The sequence below is a fragment of the Microbacterium arborescens genome (assembly GCF_030369635.1).
GTDB lineage: Bacteria > Actinomycetota > Actinomycetes > Actinomycetales > Microbacteriaceae > Microbacterium.
On the sequence record NZ_CP128474.1, the window covers coordinates 2,157,781 to 2,173,603 of the forward strand.

The window sequence follows — 15,823 nt, forward strand, 5'->3', positions numbered from 1 at the left end:
CGACCCGACCCGGATGGCTGCTCTCCCCCGCGCGTGGCAACCATTCGCGTCGGGTCGGCGCGCGCTGCGGCGGGCCGGGGCGCGTCGCGGCGCGGCTCACCGGAAGTCTCGTGACTGGTGCCTCACCCCCACCCGCAGGTCTTCGAAGGCATCGGCGAGGATGTTCACGACGCCCTCGTTCGACCGCTCGAGGATGCCGCGCACGATGAGCGCCGGGCTGTCGCGCACGACTCTCCGATAGCGGTGCCACATCCCCGTCGAGCAGATGACGTTCATCAGCCCGTGCTCGTCTTCGATGTTGAGGAAGGTGATGCCGGATGCCGTCGCCGGACGCTGCCGGTGGGTGACGAGCCCGGCGATCTCGACGCGGCGTCCGGTCTCGTGTGCGCGCAGATCGTTCGCCGTCAGCACCCCGCGGGCGTCGAGCTGCGAGCGGTAGTGGGTCATCGGATGGTCGTCGGGCGAGATGCCCGTGGCCCAGAGGTCGGAGGCGAGCACGTCGTAGCTCGACTGATCGGTGAACAGCGGCGGCTGCACGGCGATGAGCGAATCGGGCAAGTACTCGATGCGGTCCTGCGCGGCCGCCCCCGCCAGCCAGATCGCCTCGCGGCGGGTGTGCCCGAAGCACTCCAGCGCACCCGCGGTGGCGAGCGCTTCGAGCTGCGTCGTGTCGGCGCCGGTGCGGCGCACCAGGTCGCGCATGTCGCGGTAGGGGCCGGATGCCGCGCGCTCGGCGACGATCCGCTCGGCGAACCTCTTGCCGATACCGGTGACCGCGGCGAGCCCGAGCCGCACCGCGAAGCCGCCGTCACGGCGATGCGCCGCCGACTCGTCGGGAGCGTTGATGTCGAAAACCGGCACCGGCGGCTGCTCGCCCAGGCAGCTGTCGAGTCCCGTCGGACCCGGCCGTCCCGCCGCGCCCGACACGTGTTCGAGCACGGCTTCGGCCCCCGAGAGCTGCAGGTCGGGGCGTCGCACCTCGACCCCGTGACGGCGGGCGTCGGCCGCAAGCGTCGCCGGTGAGTAGAAGCCCATCGGCTGAGCCCGCAGCAGCCCCGCGAGGAACGCCGCCGGGTAGTGCAGCTTGATCCACGAGCTCGCGTAGACGAGCAGCCCGAACGAGAGCGAATGGCTCTCGGCGAAGCCGAAGTTCGCGAACGCCTGGATCTTGGCGTAGATGTCGTCGGCGGCATCTCCGACGAGGCCGTTCTCGGCCATGCCGTCGTAGAGCTTCTGTCTGAGCGAGTCGATGCGCTCGATGCCGCGCTTGGACCCCATCGCGCGGCGCAGCAGGTCGGCGTCCTCGCCGGAGAGTCCGCCGATGACCATGCCCATCTGCATGAGCTGCTCTTGGAAGACCGGCACCCCGAGCGTGCGCTCGAGCACGGGCTTGAGCTTCTCGTGCGGGTACGTCGTGGTCTCGTACCCGAGCTTGCGCCGCACGTACGGATGCACCGCACCGCCCTGGATGGGACCGGGCCGGATGAGCGCGATCTCGATCACGAGGTCGTAGAACCGGCGCGGCTGCAGCCGCGGCAGCAGCCCCATCTGGGCGCGGGACTCGACCTGGAACACCCCGATCGAGTCGGCCCGGCACAGCATGTCGTAGACCGCGGCCTCTTCTTTCGGCAGGGTCGACAGCTCGAACTTCTCGCCCGTCGCCCCCTCGATGAGGTCGAAGCAGTACTGCAGCGCGGCGAGCATCCCGAGGCCGAGCAGGTCGAACTTCACCAGGCCCATCCAGGCCGCGTCGTCTTTGTCCCATTGGATGACCGTGCGGTCCTGCATGCGGGCGTGCTCGATCGGCACGACCTCGCCGACGGGCCGGTCGGTCAGCACCATGCCGCCCGAGTGGATACCCAGGTGCCGGGGAGCCTTGAGCAGCTCGGCGGCGTAGACGAGCACCCGTTCGGGGATGTCGTGGTCGGGCCCGGTGTCGAGCGTCGCACCCCAGCGTTCGACCTGCTTCGACCAGGCATCCTGCTGGCCCGGCGAATGCCCGAGCGCCTTCGCCATGTCGCGGACGGCGTTCTTCGGCCGGTACTGGATGACGTTGGCGACCTGCGCCGCGCGCTCGCGCCCGTAGGTGGTGTAGACCCACTGGATGATCTCCTCGCGCCGGTCGGAGTCGAAGTCGACGTCGATGTCGGGCTCCTCCTCGCGGAGGGCCGAGAGGAAGCGCTCGAACGGCAGCCGGTAGTAGATGGAGTCGATCGCGGTGATGTCGAGCAGATAGCAGACGGCGCTGTTGGCCGCCGATCCACGCCCCTGGCAGAGGATGCCGCGCCGCCGTGCCTCTTGCACGATGCCGTGGACGATGAGGAAGTAACCCGGGAAGTCCTTCTGCTCGATGACGGCGAGCTCTCGCTCGATGCGGTCGCGGTCTTCGGCCGGCAGGTTCGGGTACTTGCGCGGCACGGCTTCCCACACGAGGTGCCGCAGCCACGTCATCGGCGTGTGCCCCTCGGGAACGGGAAGCTTCGGCAGGGCGGGCTTGGCACGGCGCAGCGGGAAGGCGAGCTCGTCGGCGAGCTCGACGGTGCGCGCCACGGCGCCGGGGAACCGGCGGAAGCGCCGCGTCATCTCGGCGCCCGACCGCAGGTGCGCGCCCGCATGCGAGGGCAGCCACCCGTCGAGCTCGTCGAGCCCGCGATTGGCTCGGACCGCCGCGATCGCGGCAGCGAGGTGGGCGCGCTCGGGCACGGCGTAGTGAACGTTGTTCGTCGCGAGGATCGGCAGGCCGCGCTCACGGGCGAGGCCGGCGAGGATGTCGTTGTGCCGCGAGTCGAGCGGCTCGCCGTGATCCATCAGCTCGACTTCGACGGCATCGCGCCCGAACCGGTCGACCAGGGCGTCGAGCTCGGCGGCGGCGGCATCCGGTCCACGCTCGATGAGCGCCCGGCGCACTGCTCCCTTGCGGCATCCGGTGAGGATGCTCCACTCGCCTCCGGCGATGTCGGCCAGATCGTCGAGCCGGTACCGGGGCTTGCCCTTCTCGGCTCCCGCGAGCTGCCCCTGGGTGAGCGCGCGGGCCAGCCGGTGGTACCCCTCTTCACCGCGGGCGAGGACCAGCAGATGCTCGCCCGGCGGGTCGGCCTCATTGCGCGCTGCACCGACGCGCTGCGGCAGATCGAGCGACAGCTCGGCCCCGAACACCGTCTTCACGGCGAGCTGCTCGGCGGCCTCGGCGAAGCGGACGATGCCGTAGAAGCCGTCGTGATCGGTGACCGCGAGGGCATGCAGCCCCAGCCGCTCGGCCTCTTCGGCCAGCTCTTCGGGCGACGAGGCGCCGTCGAGGAACGAGTACGACGTATGAGCGTGCAGCTCGGCGTACGGCACCGCGTCGTCGGGACGCTCGATCCTCGGCGCGGAGTACTTCCCCCGTTTGCGCGACCACGCAGGACTGTCGCCGCCGTCCGCCCCCGGCGGCGCGCTCGGGGCACGGTTGCCGCTGAGCAGGCGTTCCATCTCGGACCACGGCACCGAGGGGTTGTTGAAGCCCATCAGTCGTACCGCCCCTCGACCGACCATTCGCCGCCGTCGCACACCAGCAGCCACGCGGTCTGGGTGGCATCGACCATCTGGAAGCGGTGGGCATGGCGCGCTCGCGCGGCATCCCACGCCCGTTCGATCACCGGCCACGGTCCCGCCCACGAGCGGATGCCGCGAGACCCGGTCGACGACACCAGGGCGGCCGGGATCGCCGTCAGCTCGCCCCGCCCGTCAACGGCCACCATGTCGCCCTCCCGATCGACGACCGCCAGCGGCAGCGCTCGCTCGAAGACCGTCGAGGGCAGCGGATCGGGCAGGCTGCCCGGCCACGGCCGCTCGCGCGAACTCGTCACCGGCCGGTCGCCCCACGGCACGAGCACCTGGCGCTCGGCGAGCCAGCGCCCGCCGCCCACGACCGGCGTGACGACACCCGTGTGCCCGAGCATCGCCTGGACGCGCGACAGGGCGTGGTGCACCCGCTGCTCGGGACCGGAGCCGAACAGCGAGACGGCGTGATGGGATGCCGCGTCCACCGCTTCGGGCTCGATCTTGACCCGAGCCACACCGCTGGTGAGCTTGCCGCTCTCGGCCAGCTGCCACCGCACCCGGTCGACGACGGCGGCGGGGTCGAAGGTGCCGGGGTGGAGCCAGACGCGATTGCTCGTCTCGCCGCGGTCGCCGGTGAGGATCACGCGCAGCTCGGTGCACACGAGATCGACCGCCCCGAGACCGGCGATGAACTCCTCGGCGGCGACCCTCATGCCGAACGCGACCTGATCGGCGAGATCGAGGGGCGGCTCGAACGCGACCTCGCGGTGCAGTTCGGGCGGCGGGGTGCGCGGGACGACGGGGCGGGAGTCGGCGCCGGCTGCGAGCCCGTGCAGCCGGACGCCTCGGGGACCGAACCGTTCGACAAGACGCTCGGGTTCGATCGCGGCGAGGTCGCCGAGGGTCTGCACACCCAGCCGGGCGAAGAGGTCGACGGAGTCGTCGTCGAGCACGGCGATCGTCAACGGCGCGAGGAACTCCGCCGAGTGTCCGGTCTCGACCACCCGGATGGGCCGGTCGGGACGGGTACTCATCCGAGCCGCCTGCTGCGCCGTGAACGGGCCATCGGCGACACCGGCCCGCACATCGAGATCACCCTCGGCGACCGCCGCCAGCAGGGCACCGGCAGCCTCGGTCTCGCCGCCGTAGAAACGCGCCGGTCCGCGCACGCGCAGCGCGCAGAGCCCCGCCTCGAGCACCTGTACACCCGGCGCCATCTCTTCGAGACGCGCGACGATCGGCGCGAACTCCCGATGATCGCGCACCGCGTCGGCATCGACCACCTGCAGTGCGGGACATCGCGCCTGCGCGTCGCGGCGACGCTGCCCCCGGGAGACGCCGTCGGCTCGGGCCGACGCCGAGCACGCGACGACCATCCCCTTCTCGAACACCGCGATCGGTGCGTTCGAGTCGACGCCGCTCTCACGCACGAACGCCACGACCGGCCAGTCGGGCACCCACACCACGAGGCTGCGTACCGGTGCCGTCGCCTCCTGCTCCCCCACGTCAGACCGCCCGTCGCATCGGGATCGGCTCGACGACCGGGCCGCCCGCGAGAGCCCGCTCGTGCGGAGCAGCCGAGATCGCGCCATCGGGCGCGGGCAGCAGCATTCGCGCCGACCGGGGCACCGGGAACCGCCGGCTCGACACGGTGACCGTCAGCTCGCGGTCGCTGAGGTAACCATCGCCGTCGCCCAACCCCGACCACCGCGGATCGGCGACGTCGAGCATCGCCTCGGTCTGCGGCCACGGCCCCTGCACGAGCAGCACCGTTCCTCGGTCGCGCAGCCGGCCGGCGAGCTTGGCGATGTCGGAGTCCTTCGCCCGTTCGGGCGGGCGCACGGCGACGATGGGCAGCACATCGGCGATCGTCGCGGTGACGGCGAGCCAGCGTGCGCCCGGGTCGGGGATCAGCACCACACGCGACAGATCGACCCCGGCGTGCTCCGCCGCCTCGGCGCCGAAGCCCGGCATCCCGACCACGCCGCACCACGAGCCGGTCTGCGACGGCTGTGCGAGCAGCGCGAACAGCAGCGAGGACGACGAGCCGAGCGAGTAGGCGGCGCCGGGCCGCAGCCCCCGCCCGGGCAGCAGTCCGGTCAGAGCAGGATGAGTCGGCAGCACCGGAGCGTCGAGGCGGCGCCCCTGCATCCGCTCCATCTGCGCGCGCAGTCGCTGCACGTCCTCGGCGGCAGCAGGATTGCGCATGATCGACCTCACTCAGCAAGGGTAGAACATATGTTCTAGACCATCAATGTCGAGATCGAAGATACGACCGACTTCCGACATCCGCTCCGCGTCGGTGTGAGGCCTGCTGCCGCTGCTACCCGTATCCCCCGCGGCTGGCGAGGCGTATGGTCACAAGCATGTGGACAGTACTCGTGATCTTGATCATCGTGTGGGTGGTGCTGTCGATCGTGGGGTTCGCGTTCGAGGGGCTGCTCTGGCTGGGAATCATCGGCGTCGTGTTGACCATCGGGACCCTCGTGTTCGGGATCATCCGACAGCGTGCGGGGCGCCGCCCCTGACACCGGAGCGGTTTCAGGGTCCCGTTTGCACACACGGATCAGGAGCGCGCCAGGACGGACGGTGATGCGCGCAGCACTGACGTGACCGAAGCTGTCACCGTCGAGCTGCACCACACGCGGAACCTCGAACGTGGCCTCGAATACCCGACCCCGTGCATAGGCGAGCGAGTGGAGCTCCGGAGCCCGAGCAAGGATACGGCGGGTGAAGCGCGATCGCCGCGCGGCTCCTTGCAGCGTCAGACGGGAACCGATCCCGGCCCATCCGAGCCGGCCACGTGGTCGCATCATCACCACATCCAAGAACCCGTCATCGATGCTCGCCCGCGGAATGAGCAGCATGTTTCCGGCGAGCGTTCCGCAATTGCCGACGATGACGGTGTGCGCCCGCGCGGTGCGCGACCGACTCCCGTCGATCCGGTAGTCGATGCGGAACAGCCGGTTGGCAAGGACGGATCGCGCGATCGGCGAGACGTACGCGAGCCACCCGAGATGCTTCTTCGCACGAGCATTCGTGTTGGCAGCCATGTCCGCATCGAGCCCGATCCCCGCCATCACGACGAAAGCGTGCGAGGTCCACTCGCCGTCGGAGTCGCTGAGATCGGCGACAGCCACATCGATGCGCCGCTCGCACCCGGAGAAGGCCGCCGACACCGCCGTATCGAGATCAGCGAGAGCGACGCCCAGTTCGCGGGCGAGGAGGTTCCCCGTCCCGGCGGGGATGAGCGCGATGGGCACGCCGGTGCCCTGCAGGACCCCCGCCGCGGCACGGACCGTCCCATCGCCGCCCGCGACCAGCACCACGGCCGGCTTGTCGTCCACGGCATCCTGAGCGGCTCCACGCCCGGAGTCCTCCGGTTGGGTCGGATACCACCGTGTCGGTGCCCAACCCGCCGCGCGCTCATGAGCCATAGCGATCTGGCGAAGCCGTTCGACGTCTGCTTTACCGGGATGGAAGACCACCGCCGCGTGGGGTGCGCTCCTCCCCGAATCCTGACTCACCGAGAGACGCCGCCCCCGACGGCGGACCACCCCTCGATCTGCGCGCGGTACGCCTCGGCACGCTGCCGAGCCGCGTCACCCTCGACCCTCGGCGCGGTGAAAACCACCGTCTCCGCCAGGGTCGCAACCGCCGCAGCCCGCTCCAGCTCCCGTGCCGCGAACGTGCGTGCGCTGTCGTCCGATGCCTCCTTCTCGCTTCGGATCCGTTCGCTGATCTCCGCCAGTCTCAACGCGATCAGCTCCGCGAGGCCGTCGCGTAGCTCCTCCAGCGTCGTGTTGTGGATCTCCAGACGCCGGTCCGAGACAGTCAGCTCGACATCGGGATAACCGGAATGCGCCAGGAGCTCGCGCGTGGACTCGCCGAGAACGTCTCGGACCTCCTCTTTACCCGGACGCCGGGTGAACACCGCCTCCACGGTGTACCGCGCGGGCGGGTCGTCGGTCATCAAGCCGGCGGGAAGCGACCCCACCAACACGGAATCGAGGCCGAGATTGTGGGTGGAAGGAGCTTCGTGGTGTGAATATGCGCTCATGACCGGACGTTACGCCTCCCAGATGTGAGGCTCACAGGTTGCCGACCGCATCTCCGGCCTTCGCGAGCACGGCGGCGAGCCCCTGCCGCAGATCGGTGACGAAGGCGCCGGGCATCTCGAGCGACGGGAAGTGCCCGCCGCGCTCCGCTTCTCGCCACCGGACGATGTCTCGGAAGCGCTGCGCCGCCCACGGACGGGGGTGCTTCTCGATGTCGTGGGGATACGTCGTGAGAGCGGCCGGCACGTCGACACGGAGGTGGGGGTCGAGCGACTGGTGGCTCTCGAAGTAGATGCGCGCCGCTGACGCACCTGTGCGCGTCAGCCAGTAGAGCGTCACGTTGTCGAGCAGCCGGTCGCGCGTGATGCTCTCGAAAGGGGTGTCGACCGTGTCCGTCCACTCGGAGAACTTCTCGAGTATCCACGCGAGCAAGCCCACCGGAGAGTCGACCAGCGCGTAGCCGATGGTCTGCGGCGACGTCGCCATGACCTTCGCGTAGGCGAGTCGGTTCTCTTCGAATGCGTGCGTCTCGGCGACCCACCGCCGCTCGGTCGCGTCGAGACCATCGATGCTGAGGCCCGGCAGACTTTGCGGTGTGGTCGTGTGCATCCCGATCACGTGGCTCGGAAACCGTCCGGCGAGCGCGATCGTGATGGGGCCGCCCCAGTCGCCGCCGTGCGCCAAGAACCGGTCGTAGCCCAGGCGAGCCATGAGTTGCACCCATGCTGCGGCGATCCGTTCGGTGCCCCATCCGGGTTCGTCGGGCTTGTCGGAGTGGCCGTAGCCCGGCAGAGACGGCGCCACGACATGGAAGGCCGGCAGCGTCGGATCGTTCGGCTCTGCGAGGTCATCGATCACGTCGACGAACTCGGCGACACTGCCCGGCCAGCCGTGCGTCATGATCAGCGGTACCGCATCGGGGCGCGATGACCGTCGGTGCAGGAAGTGGATGCCGAGACCATCGACGACCGTGCGGAACTGACCGATCTCGGCAAGACGCCGCTCGAACGGGCGCCAGTCGTAGGCTGTCCGCCAGTACTCGACGAGGGCGGCGACATCGGCCAGTGGTGGGCCCTGGGCCCAGCGATCCTGCCCGCGGGCGTCGGCGCGAGTGGTCTCGCGCTCGGGCAGGCGGGTCGCGCCCAGCCGCGCACGCAGGTCGTCGAGCTCGGCATTCGTCACCTGAGGAGTGAACGGCGATACCGACTCTGACGGGTGGGAAGCGGTCATGTTCACTCCATTCGTCGCAGCACGCAGGTGCGAACCGCCATAGCCGGTTCTACCAGAGACGCGGAATCAATGGAACCAGCTATGGTGGTGCCATGTCGGACGACTTTCCCGAATTCCGGATCGGCTCGGTGCTGGCGACGAGCTTCACGGGCACGCTGACCGAGCGGCATGGCGCCAGAGTCGAGCGCATTCCGACACCAGCTCGACTGCAGGCCTGGTTCGACGAGTTCGATCTGGCGGTCGCGCGATGCTCGGCGTCGGACCTCGACCGGGCATACGTCCTGCGCGAGGCGATCCATGCGGCCGCGACAGCGCGCGCTCAGGATGCGACGTTGCCGCCCGACGCGGTGGCACTGATCAACGAGTTCAGTGCACGAGGCACGGCGAACCCGGTGCTGACCGGGGCCGGCGAACGGCGCTGGCACCTCGGTTCCCGCGCGACGGTCGACGCCGCGCTGGGGGTCATCGCCGCGGATGCGGTGGACATCATCTCCGGCGCACGGCCCGGCGCGCTCGCTCTGTGCGCCTCACCGACCTGTCGTGCGGCATTCTTCGACGCCAGCAGGAGCCGCACTCGGCGGTGGTGCGACATGAACACGTGCGGAAACCACGCGAAGAAAGCCCGCTTACGCGCGAAGCACGCATAAGCGGGACGACGTCCGTACCGACGTCACACGTCACGCGCTCTGAGGACGACGAGAGCGGCGAGTGTCGTCCACAGGGTGAAGATCGCCATGATCCCGAGTCCCGCCAGCGGCGGCATCCCGCTCGTCGTCGACACCTCATAAGAGGCCTGCCCGGCCGTCGTGGGCCAATAAGTACCCGCGAACTCGCCGATGACCCCGGGCATCCCCGGGGCGAGGGCGGGCACGAGAAGCGCGACGGTCACGATGATCGCGAGCGCACCGGAAGAGCTTCGGGTGATGATGCCGAACCCGAGGCCGAGGACGGCCGTCAGGACGAGGTAAACGATCGCACAGACGATGGCCCGAACGGTGTCAGGGTCATCGAGCGCCGACACGGGCAGACTGGCCGCCGCGAGCGCGGCCTGCGTGGCACCGAAGCTGCCTGCCACCGCCGCGACGGCCACGACCACGCCGATGAGCGCCGAGACTCCGAGCTTCGAAGCCAGCAGGGCTCCGCGCCGGGGCACGATGGCGAGGCTCGTAATGATCTGGCCCGAGCCGTATTCACTGGTGATGGCCTGCGATCCGATGGTCGCGAGGAGGATCTGACCGACCAGGATTCCCTTGAAGCTGATACCGGTGGGGTCGAAATCGGAAGGGAGCGCGGCCTGCCAATCGGCCACGAGCCCGCTTACCCCCAGCAGGCTGACCATCACCGTCACGACGACCGCCGAGGCAGCGAGAATCCAGGTGCTGTGGACACTGCGGGCTTTGATCCATTCGGAAGCGAAGAGGTTCATGTCAGGCGGCCTTCTGCTCGGTCGTGGTCATGGCGAGAAACGCGTCTTCGAGCGAATCCCGAACCAGGGTGAGCTCGAACACCTCGGCGTCGGAAGCGGCGGCGATGCGGCCGACGCTCTCCGTCGTCACCCCCGCGACGATGAGGACGTCGGTGCGATCGGCGTCTGCCCGCACCAGAAAGCCGGCTCGCATGAGCGCATCACGCAGGACCGCGACATCCGGGGTGCGCACGCGAACATGCTCGTTCGTGTGCGAGGCGATGAAGTCGTCCAGGGCCTGGTCTGCGAGCAGGCGACCGCGGTTGATGACGATGAGGCGGTCCGCGGTGAGTTGCATCTCACCCATCAGGTGGCTCGAGAACAGCACCAATCGGCCTTCCGCAGCAAGCTCGCGCATCAGGGATCGAGCCCAGCGGATGCCTTCGGGGTCGAGGCCGTTGAGGGGTTCGTCGAAGATGACGATGCCGGGGTCGCCGATCAACGCGGTAGCGATCCCCAGCCGTTGCTTCATCCCCAGGGAGAAGTCGCCGGCCGGCCGGCCGCCCGCGTCGGCCAGGCCCACCAACTCCAAGACCTCCCCGATCCGCCCCCGCGGCACGCCCCCGGCGCGCGCGACGGACGCCAGATGATCCACGGCCGTACGCCGCGGGTGGACGGCACGTGCATCGAGCATGGCGCCGATCACCCGCGTCGGATGGGGTAACTCGTGCATGCGACGCCCGTTCACGGTCGCGGCGCCGCTCGTGGGTTTGTCCAAGCCGAGGAACATGCGGAGGGTGGTGGACTTGCCCGCTCCGTTCGGTCCGAGAAAGCCCGTCACCAGCCCGGGGCGCACCTGGAACGAGAGACCGTCGACAGCGGTGACGGTTCCGTATCGCTTGACGAGATCGTGAGCTTGGAGAGATAACTCGGTTGTCTTGTGCACGGCAGATACACTACACCGTGTGGTGTACCACTGCACCGATCGGTGTAGATTTGGGGCGAGGAGATGGATGACGATGATCGATGCGAGCCCGGTCCGGCAAGGCCAAGAGCAGAAACGCTCCGCGATACTGACGGCGGCGCGAGAGCTTTTCGTCGAGGTAGGCGTCGAGCGATCGAGTATGGATGCGGTCTCCGCACGCGCAGGCGTGTCCAAGCGCACCGTCTACGACTACTACGGCGACAAGCGGAGGCTCCTGCTCGGAGTGGTCGAGAACGCGGGCGAGACAGCCGTGAGCACCCTTCGCGAGCTGGCCGAGAAGCACCTGCCCGACGCCATCGCGCTCGAAGCGCACGGCGGTCTGCACCGGGCCGTGAGCGCATTCGCGGCCGAACTCGGGGGCTTCCTCGCCACGTCGACGAACTACGCTGCCGCGATCAAGCTGATCTCGGAGAACGAGTCACTCCTGCCCGAGCTCGAGGACCACCCTCTGGACCGAGCGCACGCCGACGTCCTCGCCGAGCGCTTCGCTCACTTCGCGACCGCGGGCCTGCTCGACCTCGACGACCCGGGGCTCGCCGCCGAGCATTTTCATGCCCTCACGACGCTCCGAGTTCTCAACGAACCGGCTCGCCGCCGGACCGACACCGAACGGGTTCGGCAGATCATGACCGATGGCGCCGACGCGTTCCTGCGCGCCTACGGCCGACAACCGGAGTAGCAGCGCACAGCGACGATCAGGCCGCGAGCGACAGGTAGGGCTCCCACCGCGGATCGGATCGCTCCGTTCCGCGCACCGTCCACTGCGGTCCGCGCGGCGGCTTCGGCGACCACCGCAGCTCCCATCCCATCTCCTGCGGCGTGTGATCGCTCTTGAGGTTGTTGCACCGCAGGCAGCAGGCGACGAGGTTCTCCCACGAGTTGCTACCGCCGCGCGAACGAGGCATGACGTGATCGATAGTCGATGCCGCCTTTCCGCAGTAGGCGCATCGGTGTGCATCGCGACGGAGCACCCCGCGTCGCGTCACCGGCACTCGGCGCGCATTCGGGATACGGACATACCGGGTCAGGACGATCACCGCCGGGCGCTCGTACGTCCCGTCGATCCCGAGAACGGGGTCGTGGACGACGTGCTCGACGATCGTCGCCTTGTCGTTCAACACCAGGAGGAGGGCCCGACGGAACGACACCACAGCGAGTGGCTCATACCCGGCATTCAGTACCAGAGTGCGCATTTCCTGTCCTCACGAACTGCCCTGACGGCTTCAGCGGATGTTCGATGACCGACGTCGCGCATGCCGTGCGGGCAGGTCCCGCGAGGGTGCGAGCACGAAAAAAGGCGCCGTCATGAAGACAGCGCCTTGATTCACGGCCGAGGCCGCAGTGGTGCACACGATGCCGCAGGACGTAGCGACCGATCGCATTCACGGTTCGAATGCCCGGTACTGGTCCCATCAGCTCCCCCTCGGCGTGCGCGAGCGTCGCGTTCAGGGTAATACACCCTCGACCCCGGAAAGGTCGACGGAAGATGAACGGATGATGCGTGTCGTCAGCCCGCGTTCGCGACGAGCCATGACTCGGCGTTGACGTACGCGCCGTCGACCACGATCTCGAGATGCAGGTGCGTGCCGAACGCGCGCCCCGTGTCGCCGACCTGGCCGAGCAGCTGACCCGCAGAGACGGTGTCGCCGACCTGCACCGCGCGGGTGCCCCAGTCCATGTGGGCGTAGAGGCTCGTGACGTTGGTGCCGTTGATGTTGTGGGCGACCTTGACGTACACGCCCCAACCCGGTCCGCTCTCGCTCGACGCGACGACCGTGCCGTCGGCGACCGAGTAGATCGGGGTGCCGCGGTCGGCCATGTAGTCGGTGCCGCGGTGGCCGGCATACGGGGTGCCGAAGTTGTTGAACGACATCAGCGGACGACGCACGAGGCCTGAACCCGGAGCGACGAGCGGAATGGGCTCGCCGTACGAGGACGACGCGGTCGAGCTGCTCGCCGAGATGCGGTTCGCGAGGGCCTCGGCGGCGGCCTTGGCGGCAGCCTCCTCGTCCTTCTTCTTCTGGATCTCCTCGGGCGTGGTCGCGGTGAACCCGCTGCGGTCGAGGGAGGCGGGGCCCACCTCGGACGCGACGACGATCGACTGCGCGTTGTCGGCGGCGACCTGCTGCAGCGTCATCGCGTCGGCCGACGTGCCGCGCACAGCGGCGAAAGCCGGGATGGCGACGGTGGCGACGAGACCCACCACGGCCGCGACCGTGAAGGTACTGCGCACGGGGTGCACCCGGCGATTACGGCGGCGGGCAGCGCGATTTTCGACGGTCGCGACTCCCCGCGATTGCTTCTTCGCCAGCGGGAAGCGGCGGCCACGCAGAGCGCGACCGGAACGGTCGGGATTCGTCGCGTCGACCTCGGGTACGTCCACCGACGAATCGTTGTTTTCAGCCAAATCAGTCCTCCGGCGCCTCTGCGCGATGACCTGCGCTGGCTCGTCGATACTGCGTGTAGGTCCACGCGACGTTCGGGTGTCACCGCGGAGACGACGAGCCGAAGAGGCAATCCACGCAGCGGTCTCGGGCGGGCTTCTCGCCTGAAGACTTCTCGAGGCTACCGGAAGGTAACGAATAAGTCACGCCGTCACTCCCATCCCCACCCGACGCTCAGGGTCGGGCGGCGGGGAGGCGACCTCAGTCGCGGCGCGTGAGGAAGATGTGCGACGCGACCTCGACCGGAAGCTCGAGCCCCTCGTCGATGCCGTCCATCTGCACGAGCACGTACCCCTCGGAGAACTGGAACGTGCCGTCGCGACCGGGGACGACGCCCGCCGCCCGCAGCTGCTGAAGCAATTCGGGATCGACCTGCGCCGGCTCGGCCAGGCGACGCACGGTGCCGGCGATCGGACCGCCGGTCTCGTTCAGCAGGCGGACGAGGCCGACCACACCGTCGTCGAACGTACGCGCGGGCACGTCTCCGAGCTGGTCGAGACCGGGGATCGGGTTGCCGTAGGGCGACTCGGTGGGGTGACCGAGCAGCTCGATGAGGCGACGCTCGACGAGCTCGCTCATCACGTGCTCCCAGCGGCAGGCCTCTTCGTGCACGTAGGCCCAGTCGAGACCGATGACGTCGCTGAGCAGGCGCTCGGCGAGACGGTGCTTGCGCATGACGTCGACCGCCTTCTGGCGACCGCTGTCGGTCAGCTCGAGCGACCGGTCTTCCGAGACGACGACCAGGCCGTCGCGCTCCATGCGGCCGACCGTCTGCGAGACGGTGGGGCCGGAGTGCCCGAGGCGCTCGGAGATGCGGGCGCGCAGGGGGACGATCGCCTCTTCCTCGAGCTCGAGGATGGTACGCAGATACATCTCTGTCGTGTCGATGAGATCGGTCATCACAGCCCTTGTCGTGCGCGTGGTCGAGAGGATCCCAGCCTATCCGCTGGCGAGGACATCCGAGGCTGCCCTTACCTCCGGCCCGTGGCACGGCGGGACCGGGCGCCGCCCCTAGAATCGGCTCATGGCGCACGTCACCCTGCCCCGAGACATCCTCCCCCGCGACGGCCGCTTCGGCTGCGGCCCCGCCAAGATCCGCCCCGAGCAGGTCGCCGCCCTGTCGGGCCCCGGCTCGATCCTGCTCGGCACGTCGCACCGCCAGTCGCCGGTGAAGAGCCTCGTCGGTCAGGTCCGATCGGGCCTGTCGGACCTGCTCCGACTCCCCAACGGGTACGAGATCATCCTCGGCAACGGCGGATCGACGGCGTTCTGGGATGCCGCGGCCTTCGGCCTCATCGAGAACCGCAGCCAGAACCTCGTCTTCGGCGAGTTCGGCGGCAAGTTCGGTGCGGCGGCGTCAGCCCCGTGGCTGCAGGCACCCGACATCCGCAAGGCCGAACCCGGGTCGAGCATCGCGGCGGAGCCCGTCGAAGGCATCGACGTCTACGCCTGGCCGCACAACGAGACCTCGACCGGTGTCGCCGCCCCGGTGCGCCGTGTCGTCGGCGACGACGGCGCACTCACCGTCATCGACGCGACGAGCGCGGCCGGCGGCATCGATTTCTCGGTCTCGCAGTGCGACGTCTACTACTTCGCTCCGCAGAAGAACCTCGGCTCCGACGGCGGCATCTGGTTCGCCGCGGTCTCTCCCGCAGCGATCGAGCGGATCGAGCGCGTCGCCGCCTCCGGCCGCTACATCCCCGAGTTCCTGAGCCTCAAGAACGCGCTCGACAACTCCCGTCTCAACCAGACGCTCAACACTCCGGCCGTCGCGACGCTGTACCTGCTCGACAAGCAGCTCGAGTGGATCCACAGCAACGGCGGCCTCCAGTGGGCGGCCGACCGCACCGCCGAGTCCTCGTCCGCGCTGTACGACTGGGCCGAGGCCTCGGAGCACGCGACCCCGTTCGTGGCCGACCCCGCCGACCGCTCCCCCGTCGTGGTCACGATCGACTTCGACGACACCGTCGACGCAGCGGCCGTCGCGAAGAGCCTCCGCGGCAACGGCATCGTCGACACCGAGCCGTACCGCAAGCTCGGCCGCAACCAGCTGCGCATCGCGACGTTCGTGTCGATCGAGCCCGACGATGTGCGTCAGCTCATCAAGTGCATCGACTACACCATCGAGCGCCTCTGACCGCCTCGCGCCACTGAAACGACG

13 protein-coding genes and 1 pseudogene are annotated in these 15,823 nt (G+C 69.2%); 3 read left to right on the forward strand and 11 right to left on the reverse strand.

The window, feature by feature from the left end:
* Positions 1-96 precede the first annotated feature (96 nt).
* The 6 genes and pseudogenes from QUC20_RS10240 to QUC20_RS10265 all read right to left on the reverse strand — a co-directional run bounded on the left by QUC20_RS10240 (position 97) and on the right by QUC20_RS10265 (position 8,780).
* Positions 97-3,504 (reverse strand): error-prone DNA polymerase, encoded by a 3,408-nt coding sequence (locus QUC20_RS10240; RefSeq protein WP_289329804.1) that lies wholly within the window; start codon positions 3,502-3,504, stop codon positions 97-99.
* The gene (locus QUC20_RS10245) at positions 3,504-5,045 is read right to left on the reverse strand and encodes a DNA polymerase Y family protein (protein WP_289329805.1); all 1,542 of its coding nucleotides are present in this window, start codon (positions 5,043-5,045) and stop codon (positions 3,504-3,506) included. The genes QUC20_RS10240 and QUC20_RS10245 overlap by 1 nt, the downstream gene beginning before the upstream one ends.
* A gap of 1 nt (position 5,046) precedes the next feature.
* Positions 5,047-5,748 carry a DnaE2-dependent mutagenesis accessory factor ImuA' gene (gene imuA' / locus QUC20_RS10250; protein WP_289331512.1) on the reverse strand — a complete coding sequence of 234 codons (702 nt, stop codon included), beginning with the start codon at positions 5,746-5,748 and terminating at the stop codon, positions 5,047-5,049.
* A gap of 632 nt (positions 5,749-6,380) precedes the next feature.
* Positions 6,381-6,977, reverse strand: a pseudogene (locus QUC20_RS10255) (diacylglycerol/lipid kinase family protein); the annotation flags it as partial.
* A gap of 86 nt (positions 6,978-7,063) precedes the next feature.
* A complete protein-coding gene (locus QUC20_RS10260) occupies positions 7,064-7,600 on the reverse strand; it encodes a hypothetical protein (protein ID WP_289329806.1) in 537 nt (178 codons plus the stop codon).
* A gap of 31 nt (positions 7,601-7,631) precedes the next feature.
* The gene (locus QUC20_RS10265; protein ID WP_289329807.1) at positions 7,632-8,780 is read right to left on the reverse strand and encodes an epoxide hydrolase family protein; all 1,149 of its coding nucleotides are present in this window, start codon (positions 8,778-8,780) and stop codon (positions 7,632-7,634) included.
* A gap of 140 nt (positions 8,781-8,920) precedes the next feature.
* Between QUC20_RS10265 and QUC20_RS10270 the strand changes: the two genes are divergently transcribed.
* Entirely contained in the window at positions 8,921-9,475 is a 555-nt protein-coding gene (locus QUC20_RS10270) for a CGNR zinc finger domain-containing protein (protein ID WP_120265056.1), read from the forward strand.
* A gap of 23 nt (positions 9,476-9,498) precedes the next feature.
* Here QUC20_RS10270 and QUC20_RS10275 read toward each other — a convergent pair whose 3' ends face one another.
* Positions 9,499-10,254, reverse strand: a complete 756-nt coding sequence (locus QUC20_RS10275) for an ABC transporter permease (protein WP_289329808.1) — start codon at positions 10,252-10,254, stop codon at positions 9,499-9,501.
* Position 10,255: 1 nt separating this feature from the next.
* Positions 10,256-11,179 (reverse strand): ABC transporter ATP-binding protein, encoded by a 924-nt coding sequence (locus QUC20_RS10280; RefSeq protein WP_120265054.1) that lies wholly within the window; start codon positions 11,177-11,179, stop codon positions 10,256-10,258.
* A gap of 67 nt (positions 11,180-11,246) precedes the next feature.
* Between QUC20_RS10280 and QUC20_RS10285 the strand changes: the two genes are divergently transcribed.
* The gene (locus QUC20_RS10285; RefSeq protein ID WP_120265053.1) at positions 11,247-11,897 is read left to right on the forward strand and encodes a TetR/AcrR family transcriptional regulator; all 651 of its coding nucleotides are present in this window, start codon (positions 11,247-11,249) and stop codon (positions 11,895-11,897) included.
* A 16-nt stretch (positions 11,898-11,913) separates the two neighbouring features.
* Here QUC20_RS10285 and QUC20_RS10290 read toward each other — a convergent pair whose 3' ends face one another.
* The 3 genes from QUC20_RS10290 to QUC20_RS10300 form a co-directional block, all read right to left on the reverse strand.
* Positions 11,914-12,411 carry an HNH endonuclease gene (locus QUC20_RS10290; protein WP_120265052.1) on the reverse strand — a complete coding sequence of 166 codons (498 nt, stop codon included), beginning with the start codon at positions 12,409-12,411 and terminating at the stop codon, positions 11,914-11,916.
* Positions 12,412-12,725: 314 nt separating this feature from the next.
* Entirely contained in the window at positions 12,726-13,601 is an 876-nt protein-coding gene (locus QUC20_RS10295) for a M23 family metallopeptidase (RefSeq protein WP_289329809.1), read from the reverse strand.
* Positions 13,602-13,863: 262 nt separating this feature from the next.
* Positions 13,864-14,562, reverse strand: a complete 699-nt coding sequence (locus tag QUC20_RS10300; RefSeq protein WP_289329810.1) for an iron-dependent transcriptional repressor DtxR — start codon at positions 14,560-14,562, stop codon at positions 13,864-13,866.
* Between the two features lie 124 nt (positions 14,563-14,686).
* On the opposite strand from QUC20_RS10300, the gene serC reads away from it, so the two are divergent.
* The gene (gene serC / locus QUC20_RS10305; RefSeq protein ID WP_289329811.1) at positions 14,687-15,799 is read left to right on the forward strand and encodes a phosphoserine transaminase; all 1,113 of its coding nucleotides are present in this window, start codon (positions 14,687-14,689) and stop codon (positions 15,797-15,799) included.
* The last annotated feature ends 24 nt before the right edge of the window (positions 15,800-15,823 follow it).